Source organism: Nocardioides sp., assembly GCF_035547795.1.
Classification (GTDB): Bacteria; Actinomycetota; Actinomycetes; order Propionibacteriales; family Nocardioidaceae; genus Nocardioides.
Genome location: NZ_DASZUF010000110.1, coordinates 1 through 9561, shown reverse-complemented (window position 1 = coordinate 9561; position 9561 = coordinate 1). Strand labels below are relative to the sequence as shown.

The 9561-nt window shown below is 71.8% G+C and carries 10 protein-coding genes; 6 read left to right on the top strand and 4 right to left on the bottom strand.

Annotated elements, in window-relative coordinates; translation table 11 throughout:
• The 3 genes from VHA72_RS07585 to VHA72_RS07575 all read left to right on the top strand — a co-directional run.
• Positions 1-807: anthranilate synthase component I family protein (locus VHA72_RS07585; RefSeq protein ID WP_325573860.1), on the top strand; the 807-nt coding region annotated here is incomplete at its 5' end.
• 29 nt (positions 808-836) lie between these two features.
• Entirely contained in the window at positions 837-1592 is a 756-nt protein-coding gene (locus VHA72_RS07580) for an SDR family oxidoreductase (protein ID WP_325573858.1), read from the top strand.
• Positions 1593-1695: 103 nt separating this feature from the next.
• Positions 1696-3585 carry a putative bifunctional diguanylate cyclase/phosphodiesterase gene (locus VHA72_RS07575; RefSeq protein ID WP_325573856.1) on the top strand — a complete coding sequence of 630 codons (1890 nt, stop codon included), beginning with the start codon at positions 1696-1698 and terminating at the stop codon, positions 3583-3585.
• 52 nt (positions 3586-3637) lie between these two features.
• Here VHA72_RS07575 and VHA72_RS07570 read toward each other — a convergent pair whose 3' ends face one another.
• The 3 genes from VHA72_RS07570 to VHA72_RS07560 all read right to left on the bottom strand — a co-directional run bounded on the left by VHA72_RS07570 (position 3638) and on the right by VHA72_RS07560 (position 6337).
• Complete coding sequence (locus VHA72_RS07570) at positions 3638-4942, bottom strand: calcium-binding protein (protein ID WP_325573854.1); 1305 nt, start codon at positions 4940-4942, stop codon at positions 3638-3640.
• Between the two features lie 148 nt (positions 4943-5090).
• Entirely contained in the window at positions 5091-5948 is an 858-nt protein-coding gene (locus VHA72_RS07565) for a fructosamine kinase family protein (protein WP_325573851.1), read from the bottom strand.
• Positions 5945-6337, bottom strand: a complete 393-nt coding sequence (locus VHA72_RS07560) for a phage holin family protein (protein ID WP_325573849.1) — start codon at positions 6335-6337, stop codon at positions 5945-5947. The genes VHA72_RS07565 and VHA72_RS07560 overlap by 4 nt, the downstream gene beginning before the upstream one ends.
• Positions 6338-6403: 66 nt before the next feature.
• Here VHA72_RS07560 and VHA72_RS07555 point away from each other — a divergent pair, with 66 nt between their 5' ends.
• Positions 6404-7180, top strand: a complete 777-nt coding sequence (locus VHA72_RS07555; RefSeq protein WP_325573847.1) for a transglutaminase-like domain-containing protein — start codon at positions 6404-6406, stop codon at positions 7178-7180.
• Here VHA72_RS07555 and VHA72_RS07550 read toward each other — a convergent pair.
• On the bottom strand, positions 7120-7782 hold the full coding sequence (locus VHA72_RS07550; RefSeq protein WP_325573845.1) for an HAD family hydrolase: 663 nt from the start codon (positions 7780-7782) through the stop codon (positions 7120-7122). The two genes, VHA72_RS07555 and VHA72_RS07550, sit on opposite strands and share 61 nt — an antisense overlap.
• A gap of 59 nt (positions 7783-7841) precedes the next feature.
• Here VHA72_RS07550 and VHA72_RS07545 point away from each other — a divergent pair, with 59 nt between their 5' ends.
• Positions 7842-8804, top strand: a complete 963-nt coding sequence (locus VHA72_RS07545; protein ID WP_325573843.1) for a glutathione S-transferase family protein — start codon at positions 7842-7844, stop codon at positions 8802-8804.
• Positions 8805-8877: 73 nt separating this feature from the next.
• On the top strand, positions 8878-9561 hold a 684-nt coding region (locus tag VHA72_RS07540), incomplete at its 3' end, for a hypothetical protein (RefSeq protein ID WP_325573841.1).

The following is a 9561-nucleotide window of genomic DNA, read 5'->3' as shown; positions in this document are numbered from 1 at the left end:
CTGCGCGCCGGGGACAGCTACGAGGTCAACCTGACCTATCGCGCGGAGGCCACCTCCGGGCTCGACCCGGTCACCGCCTATCTCCGGCTGCGTCGGCTGAATCCCGCGCCGTACGCCGGATTCCTCCAGCACGACGTCCCGGGCGCACGAGCCTGGCTACTCAGCTCCAGCCCGGAGCGGTTCGCGACGATCGGGCCCGACCGGGTGCTGGAGACCCGGCCGATCAAGGGCACGACGCCGCGGCACCCGGATCCCGCCCGCGATCGGGCGGAGGCGGAGCGGCTGCGCACCGATGCCAGGTTCCGCGCCGAGAACCTGATGATCGTCGACCTGCTCCGCAACGACGTCGCCAGCGTGAGCAGCCCGGGCACGGTCGAGGTGCCCAGGCTGATGGAGGTCGAGTCCTATCGCGCCGTACATCAGCTGGTCTCGACCGTACGGGGGACGCTCCGGCCCGAGCTGTCGACGATCGCCGCGCTGCGGTCGCTCTTCCCGCCGGGCTCCATGACGGGGGCGCCGAAGCTGCGCACCATGGAGATCATCCGCCGGGTCGAGGCCACGCCCCGCGGCCTGTACTCCGGGGCGTTCGGCTGGATCGCGCCGGATGGTCGCGCCGACCTCGCCGTGGTGATCCGCTCCCTCGTCACCGCTGGCGACGGTCGCTGGATCGCCGGCACCGGCGGCGGGATCACCGTCGACTCGGATGCCGAGGAGGAGTACGCCGAGTCGCGGTGGAAGATCGGCCGAGTCCTGCGGGCTCTCTCGGGTCATGAGTCGGATCCTGCCGTGGGCCGAGCGGGCTACTGACGCACGACTGGGTCTGGGATGCTGCTCGCATGCCCCGCTTCGACGGACAGACCGCCATCGTGACCGGCGCCAGCCGTGGCATCGGACTGGCGATTGCCCAGCGCCTGGTCGCCGACGGCGCCCGAGTCGTGATCACTGCCCGCAGGCCGGAGGCGCTGGCCGAGGCCGTCGCGGCCCTTGGCGGCGCCGAGCGCGCGCTGGGGGTCGCGGGTCGTGCGGACGACCCGGACCACCAGGCCGAGACGGTCGCGCGGGCGATCGCGACGTTCGGCAGCGCCGACCTGCTGGTCAACAACGCCGGGATCAATCCGGCGTACGGCCCTCTCATGGAGCTCGATCTCGCCGCCGCTCGCAAGATCGTCGAGGTCAACTGCCTCGGCGCGCTCGCGTGGACCCAGCAGGCGTACGGCGCCTGGCTGCGCGAGCACGGCGGTGCGATCGTCAATGTCGCCTCGATCGCCGGGGTGCACCCGGCCCCCGGCATCGCGTTCTACGGCGCGAGCAAGGCGATGCTGGTCCACCTCACCGAGGAGCTCGCGGTCGAGCTGGGACCCGGCGTGCGGGTCAACGCGGTCGCGCCGGCGGTGGTGAAGACCCGTTTCGCCACCGCGCTCTACGAGGGCCGCGAGGAGCAGGTCGCTGCCACCTACCCGCTCAAGCGACTCGGCGAGCCGGAGGACGTCGGCAGCGTGGTGGCGTTCCTGCTCTCCCGCGACGCCGGCTGGATGACCGGCCAGACCCTGGTCGTCGACGGTGGCGTCTCGCTGTCCGGCGGCGTCGGCTGAGCCGCCGATTTTACTCTGCGTGAGCCGGCGACCACGCAGGAGGCGCGCCCGCCTGCCGATAGTCTCCGATGGTTGGGATGGGGCAGGCAGCAGGAGACGGGCGGTGGACACACAGCACTGGTACCGCATGGCGGTGATCGGTGGCCTGGTGCTCGGGAGCTGGGTGGTCGTCGCGGTGGCCGCGGCGAAGATCGTACGACGGCGTGACGCCGGCGCCGAGATCGACAGTCTGACCGGCGTCGCCGACGTCCGCGGTCTGCTGCGGCACTTCTACCTCGCCGTCGCCGCGGCGCATCGCGCGGGCGGTCCGCTGTCGGTTGCGATCTTCGACCTGGACCGCTTCCGGGCGTTCAACGCCGTCGTCGGCCGCGAGCAGGGCGACGAGGTGCTGCGCGAGTACGTCGAGGCCTGGCGGCCGCTGCTTCCGCCCAAGGCCCTGCTCGCGCGCCCGTCCCGGGGCGACTTCGCGCTCCTCCTGCCGGGCCTGCCCGGCCCGGAGGCGCTGGCGCTGGTCGAGCGGATGCGCGCGGTCGCGCCGAGGCAGGTGTCGGTCTCGGCCGGTGTTGCGGAGCTGGGTCGGGTCGACCGAGCGCACCACCTGCGCCGCAAGGCGGAGCAGGCGCTGGCCGACGCGAAGGGGAGCGGCCGCGACCAGGCGGTGCTCTACTCCCGCGAGGGCAACCTGCTCGACGCCGAGCTCGACGACGACCGAGCCGTCGACCCGGTCACCGGGCTGGCGTTCTACGACCCAGACGATGACCGCAGCCTGCAGCGCTTCGCGCCGGACGGCTGGGCGGTGCTGGTGGTCGAGGTGGACGACTACCTGGCCACCACGCGGGCCGACGGGGCCGAGGCCGGCGACATGCTGATGGTGGAGAGCGCCGACCATGTGCTGTCGGTGATCTCGCCGTACCGGGCCGTGGCGCGGCGTCTGCGCGGGCCGCACTTCCTGGTGCTGGTGGCCGAGCCGGACGAGGAGGCGGTCCGTGCGCTCGCCGATCGGCTGGTGCACAGCGCCGCGCGGCACGCCGCCGGGCCGCCCGGCACCCTGGTCGTGGGTGCGGCGCTCTCGCCGCGCGACGGCATCCAGCTACAGGCGGTGATGCGGGCGGCGATGACCGCCGCGTCGTACGCCAAGCGGCAGCGACTCGGCGGCGCGGCGTTCTTCCACGATCGGATGACCGACGAGGCGCGCGACCGGCTGACGGTCGGGCGAGCGCTGCGCATCGCGATCGACCGGCGCGAGATCGCGCTCGCGTTCCAGCCGCAGATCGACCTTCTCGACGGCTCGCTGGTCGGCGTCGAGGCGCTGGCCCGCTGGCGCGATCCGGTGCTCGGTGCCATCGGGCCGGAGAAGTTCGTGCGGATCGCCGAGGAGATCGGGCTGAGCAAGCAGCTCGACCGGCTGGTGTTCGAGCGGTCGCTGGCCCAGCTGAGGGCCTGGGACGACGCCGGCGTACCCGTGCCGCGGATCTCGATCAACATCTCGCCCGAGTCGCTGACCGGGAGCCCGTTCGACGTCGCCGACCTGCTCGACGCCCACGGCATCGCTCCGCAACGGGTCACCGTCGAGCTGATCGAGAGCCGACTGCTGGACGAGGTCGAGAGCCCGGCCGCGCTGCGCCACTTCCGCGACCTCGGCCTGCGGGTCAGCCTGGACAACTTCGGCACCGGCTACTCCTCCTTCAGCCAACTGGCGTCGCTGCCGCTGGACGAGCTCAAGATCGACCGTTCGTTCCTCACCCTCGATCCCGAGCACACGGCCGTGGTCGAGGCGATCGTCCGGGCCGGTACGGCGCTCGGCCTCGGCGTGGTCGCCGAGGGCATCGAGACCCAGCCCCAGATCGACCTGCTTCGTTCGGTCGGCTGCCCGTGCGGCCAGGGCTTCCTGCTCGCCTACCCGCTCGGCGCGGCGGAGTTGGCGGGGTGGCTCGGCGCGACCGTGGTGCCGTTCCCGCGGACGCCGCTGGAGGAGCCGACACCGGCGCGCTGAGCAAGGCACACGGGCCCCCGGCGATGCCGGGGGCCCGTGTGCGAGGGACCGTTTAGAAGAACTCGCAGTGGGTGTTCCACTCCGCGCTCTTGCAGGTGTCGGAGCCGGCCCCGCCGAAGACCCGGTCGTGGCCCTTGCCGCCGAAGATCATGTCGTTGTCCTGCTTGCCCTTCAAGGTGTCGTCGCCCTGGCGACCACGGATCGTGTCCTGGCCCGCCTGGCCGACGAGGATGTCCTTGTCGGGGCCACCCTTGAGCACGTCGTTGCCCGGGGTGCCGAAGATCTTGTCGACGGTGGAGAACGTCATCGCGCCGGTGGGCCAGTGTGCGACGCCGGCCTTGACCGACAGCGCCACACCCTGGGTGCCCAGCCACTGGAAGTCGAGGACGTCCTTGCCCTTGCCACCGGAGACGGAGCCCTTCCACTTCAGCGCCGGGTCCTGGCTCCAGGTGTTGCTGTCGGTCTTCAGGGTGTTGACCTTGATGGTGTCGTCACCGGTCGCGCCCTTGATGGTGTAGCCGGTGACAGCGGTGCCGGCGTCGGGGCTGGCGCCGGAGAGCGCGTTGTTCGGGTCGGCCGCGATGGTGTCGTTGCCCTTGCCGCCGGAGACGGTGCCGCCGTAGCCGATCAGGATGGTGTCGTCGCCGGTGCCGCCGCCGATCATGGTCGGGTCGACCGCGTGGAACCAGTCGTTGCCGCCGTAGCCGTGGATGTCGTCGGCGCCGGCGCCGCCATCGAACCAGTTGGCCATGTCGTCGCCGATGAACACGTCGTTGCCCGGCGTGCCGAAGATCCGGGACTGGTTGACGCCGGAGAGCGTGTCGGTGCCGGTCAGGCTGCCGGTCACGGTGTGGGCGGGCAGGTTGACGGTGATGCCCGGCGTTCCGGCGGTGTAGCCGTCGGTGGAGTAGACCACGTCGGAGTTGATGGTGCCGTTGATCTTGTCGTCACCGGCGCCGCCGATGAGCCGGTCGCGGCCGCCGGTGCTGATCAGGGTGTCGTTGCCGGCGCCGCCGTCGATGGTGGTGTTGGAGATCGTGCCGGAGGCGTCGTTGGCGGCACAGATGGTGTCGTCACCAGCGTCGCCCTTGATGCTCAGGCCGTGGAAGCCGTTGGCGGCGATGACGTCGTTGCCGGTGGTGCCCGTCACCGTCTGGTTGTCGGCGGTGGCCCAGATCGTCGGCGTCTGGCCGTTGCACAGCAGGCCGGCCGGTGGGGTGTCGCCGGCGGCGGTGCTGCCCGGGCCGGCGGGGTCGGCGGCGTGCGCTGCGGTGAGGGCGGGCAGGGTGAGAACACTGGCGGCCAGTGCCGGCACGACGATGCGCCGGAGCAGGCGGCGACCCTGAGTGTGCTGCATGGGATCTGTCCCTTCGGACCGTTCTTGGCGGCCACTTGTGGAGTGGTTCGTACTCGGACGGGGTACCCGAACCTTCGCATTCGAACCTGTCGGTTTCCTGTGGACTCGCCGTGACCTGTGTGACTTCTGGGGCCACTGTGACTTGGATTCACAGGTAGCGGGCGGCGGTCTGGGCGGCCCTGACGCCGTACCCTCCGCCGAACAGGCAGGCATGCACGAGCAGCGGGAAGAGCTGGTGCAGGCCGAGTCGGTCCGCCCAGCCCTCGGCGAGCGGGTAGGCCTCGTCGTACGCCTCCTGGAGGCGGTCGAGGTGCGGCAGTCCGAACAGGGCGAGCATCGCCAGGTCGGTCTCGCGGTGACCGCCGTGGGCGGCCGGGTCGATCACGTAGGCGTGGCCCTCGTGTGACCACAGCACGTTGCCGGTCCACAGGTCGCCGTGCAGTCGGGCCGGAGGCTCCTCGGGCACCAGCTCGCCGAGCCGGGCCAGGGCCCGCTCGATGGTCGCCACGTGGTCGTCGTCGAGCGCGCCCCGGTCGTGCGCGACCTTCAGATAGGGCAGCACCCGGCGGGTGGCGAAGAACTCCGGCCAGGTCGGCGCGGTCTTGTTCGGCAGCGGCAGCCGGGCGATGAAGCCGTCCTCGGCGGCACCGAAGCCGTCCGCTCCGGCGCGATGGGTGGTCGCCAGCGCTCGTCCGAGCGCCTCCGCCTCCTCGGCATTCGCCCGACCCGGCTCGATCCAGCGCAGGATGAGGCAGTCGGTCTCCACGGCGAGTACGTCGGGCACCCGGACGCCACCGGCCTCGCCGAGCCAGGCCAGGCCGCGGGCCTCGCTGGCGAAGAACGTCTCGGGACAGTGCGGCAGCGTCTTCATCAGCGCCTGGCTGCCGTCGGCCAGCCGCAGCTTGGTCGCGGTGGCGACGTCGCCCCCGGCGACCGGCGCCGTACTGACCACCGCTCGGCCGAGCAGCTGCTCGGCGCGCCGGGCGATCGACGGCTGCCGGGTCATCGCCGGTCGTCCTCGATCAGGTGTCGGGTCAGCGATCCGGCGATGGCGAAGATCAGCCCGCCCCACACCGCCGGCCAGAAGCCGGTGACGTGGAAGCCCAGACTGGTGTAGCCGCTGATCCAGGCGGTCAGGCCGAGCATCGCGGCGTTCACCACCAGCAGGAACAGCCCGAGGGTGAGCACGATCAGCGGCAGGCTCAGGATGGTGAGGACCGGCTTGGCCAGCTTGGAGACCACGCCGAGGATGATCGCGACGACCAGCTCCGGGACCAGCTTGTGGCGCAGCTCCGCGGTGCCGTGGCTGGGCCCGGTCAGGTAGATGCCGGGGATAAGCCACAGCACGACGGCCAGCGCCACCGCGTTGACCGCCAGCCACGACACGAACCTCACGCGCTGATCGTGACATGCGCGGGCAAGCCCGGCAGCCCCCGACCAGTCGATTGGCAGGCTGGAGTCATGCCGATCCGGGTCGCGCTGGCGCATCGCACCACCTACGGGTTCGCCCGCCCGGTCGCGGTGGGACCGCACCTGGTGCGGCTGCGACCGGCTCCGCATGCGCGCGCCTCGATCGAGTCCTATGCGCTGACCGTGACGCCGGCGGAGCACCGTCTCGAGTGGTACGACGACCTCTTCGGCAACCGCGTCGCCCGGCTGCAGGTGCCGGGGCGCATCTCCCAGATGACGCTGGCGGTCGAGCTGGTCGCCGTGCTTGGCGGCGCAAAGCCACCGGCGCTGGCGGGCGCCGCCGGGCGACTGGCCGGCGAGCTCACCGCGGCCGTGCATGACCGGGTCGCCTATCGGGTGCGGCTGGAACCGGGGGTGCAGGCGCCCGCGGAGACGCTCCGGCTGGGTGTCGGCAGCTGCCGCGACAGCGCCTGGCTGCTGGTCACGCTGCTGCGCGAGCGCGGCCTGACCGCGCGCTACGTCTCCGGCTACCTGGTTCGACTGGCGTCGGAGGCCGACACCGCGGAGCTGCACGCCTGGTGCGAGGTGCTGCTGCCCGACCTCGGCTGGGTCGGCCTCGACCCGACCTCCGGCCAGGTCGCGGGGGAGGGGCACATCCCGCTGGCCGCGACGGCCGACCCGGCCGACGCCGCACCCGTCAGTGGGGTGACCGAGCAGGTGGAGGTCACGCTGGCCTTCGGCAGCGACGTCCGCCGTCTCGACCCGGTTCACGACGACCGGACGAGCGCCTCGTCGAGATGGGCCAGTAGGTCGGCCGGGTCGTCGTAGACCGCGACCGCCCCGGCCGCGCGCAGCTCGGCCTCGCCGAAGCCGCCGCAGCGCAACCCGATCGTCGGTACGCCGACCCGCGCGGCGGCGATCGCGTCCCAGGTGGCGTCCCCGATCATCACCGCGCGGTCGCCGCGCGTCCGGTCGAGCGCCGCCTCGAGCAACTCCGGGTGTGGCTTGGACTCCGCGGCGTCCTCGGCGGTGGTCCAGGCGTCGGCCCGGTCGTCGGCGACCAGCAGCCGCAGCGCGTGCTCGGCGTGCTTGGGGATGCTCGAGCTGGCCAGCACCACCTCCAGGCCGGCCGCCCGCAACCCGTCGAGCAGCTCCCGGGCGCCCGGCAGCAGCCGCGTCGCCCCGATGACCTCGTCGTACGCCGCCTCCCAGCGGCTGCTCACCTCCTCGCCGACCTCCTCGGCCAGCTCCGCCCCGAGGATCTCGGTCACGATCCGGTCGCCGCCCATCCCGATCCGCCGGTGCAGCCGCCAGACCGGGACCGGATGGCCCACCTCGGCGAACGCGCGCGCCCATGCCAGCGCGTGGTGATAGGTCGAGTCCAGCAGCGTGCCGTCGATGTCGAGCAGGGCGACCTGGGCGCGGATCATGGGTACAGGTGTCCCAGGAGGCCCTGGAAGATGATTCAAATTTCATCTAATCTCGCGGCATGACCGACGACCACACCCCGACGTACACCGAGAAGGGCAAGCCCTTCGAGCGGGACATGAACTACATCCCCGACCGGATCACGAAGGGGGCGCGGACGCCCGAGCACGGTCCGACCGACGTCGAGCTGTGGCCGGTCGAGCCGGGTCGCTATCGGCTCATCGCGGCGAAGGCGTGTCCGTGGGCCAACCGCGCGATCATCGTGCGCCAGCTACTCGGCCTCGAGGACGTCATCTCCTGGGGCGCGCCCGGTCCCACGCACGACAAGCGCAGCTGGACCTTCGACCTGGACCCCGGCGGCCGCGACCCGGTGCTCGGCATCGAGCGGCTGCAGGAGGCCTACTTCAAGCGCTACCCGGACTACCCGCGGGGCATCACGGTGCCGGCGATCGTGGACGTCCCCACCGGACAGGTGGTCACCAACGACTTCCCCTGGATCACCCACGACCTCTTCTTCGAGTGGCGCGACTACCACCGCGAGGGCGCCCCCGACCTGTGGCCCGACCATCTCCGCGCCGAGATGGAGGAGGTCATGCAGCGGGTCTTCACCGAGGTCAACAACGGGGTCTACCGATGCGGCTTCGCCGGCTCGCAGGAGGCGTACGACGCCGCCTACGACCGGCTGTGGACCGCGATGGACTGGCTCGAGTCGCGTCTGGCCGAGCGCCGGTACCTGATGGGCGAGGAGATCACCGAGGCCGACATCCGGCTCTACACCACGCTGGCCCGCTTCGACGCGGTCTACCACGGGCACTTCAAGTGCAACCGCAACAAGCTCACCGAGATGCCGAACCTGTGGGGCTACGCCCGCGACCTCTACCAGACCCCCGGCTTCGGCGAGAACACCGACTTCGACCAGATCAAGCGGCACTACTACGTGGTGCACACCGACATCAATCCCTCCGGGATCGTGCCGAAGGGCCCCGACCTCACCGGGTGGCTCGAGCCGCACGGCCGCGGCTGAGGCGGCGATCGGGCATGCGTTGGCGGCGTTCAGGTGATAGACAGGCCTGCCGCCTCGTCCCCCAGGGAGTCCCATGCGCCGTCGTACGTCGTTGCTTGCCGCCGCCGGCGGCCTGCTGACCCTGCTGGTGCCCGTGGCCATGGTGGCGCCGGCGCAGGCGGACTCCGCCTACCCCTACGTCAGGGGCGTGATCCTGGACGCGGCCGGCCGACCCGCCTACGGGATCAGCGTCGAGGCCGACTGGTGCCGCATCCGCGCCGGGAAGCCGCGCGACGACATGGGCTGCAGCAAGCGCACCTTCATGGCCAACGCCCACGCCGATCCCACCGGCACCTACGTCATCAACGCCCGCGACCTGGAGAACCGGAAGGGGAAGGGGCACGTCCTGCTGGTCGCCGACTATCAGGACGGCTCCACCCCGATCACGATGATGCGGATCGCGCTGCCGCGGCGTGGACACACCCTGACGGCGCCGACGTTCCGGTTGCCGGTCAGGCCCGCCCCGCCGCTGACGATCCCCGCCGACGCGGTCATCACCGGGACGCTCAGCACCGCCGCCGGCGCTCCGGCCCGTCCCTGGGTCACGGTCGCCACCGCGGACGGCGACCTGACCTCCGGCGCCGGCCGCGACGTCTTCCCGGATCCCTGGGGCCACTACGTCGTCACCACCGCCGACCTGCCGCCGGGCACCGGGCCGGGCGACCAGGTCAAGCTGATGGCCTGGGGCTCGTCCTGGGTCGACCAGGTCAGCGAGCCG

Coding starts and splice junctions, on each gene's coding strand:
- VHA72_RS07580 (WP_325573858.1), top strand. CDS start 837: ATGCCCCGCTTCGACGGACAGACCGCCATCGTGACCGGCGCCAGCCGT.
- VHA72_RS07570 (WP_325573854.1), bottom strand. CDS start 4,942: ATGCAGCACACTCAGGGTCGCCGCCTGCTCCGGCGCATCGTCGTGCCG.
- VHA72_RS07565 (WP_325573851.1), bottom strand. CDS start 5,948: ATGACCCGGCAGCCGTCGATCGCCCGGCGCGCCGAGCAGCTGCTCGGC.
- VHA72_RS07555 (WP_325573847.1), top strand. CDS start 6,404: ATGCCGATCCGGGTCGCGCTGGCGCATCGCACCACCTACGGGTTCGCC.
- VHA72_RS07550 (WP_325573845.1), bottom strand. CDS start 7,782: ATGATCCGCGCCCAGGTCGCCCTGCTCGACATCGACGGCACGCTGCTG.
- VHA72_RS07545 (WP_325573843.1), top strand. CDS start 7,842: ATGACCGACGACCACACCCCGACGTACACCGAGAAGGGCAAGCCCTTC.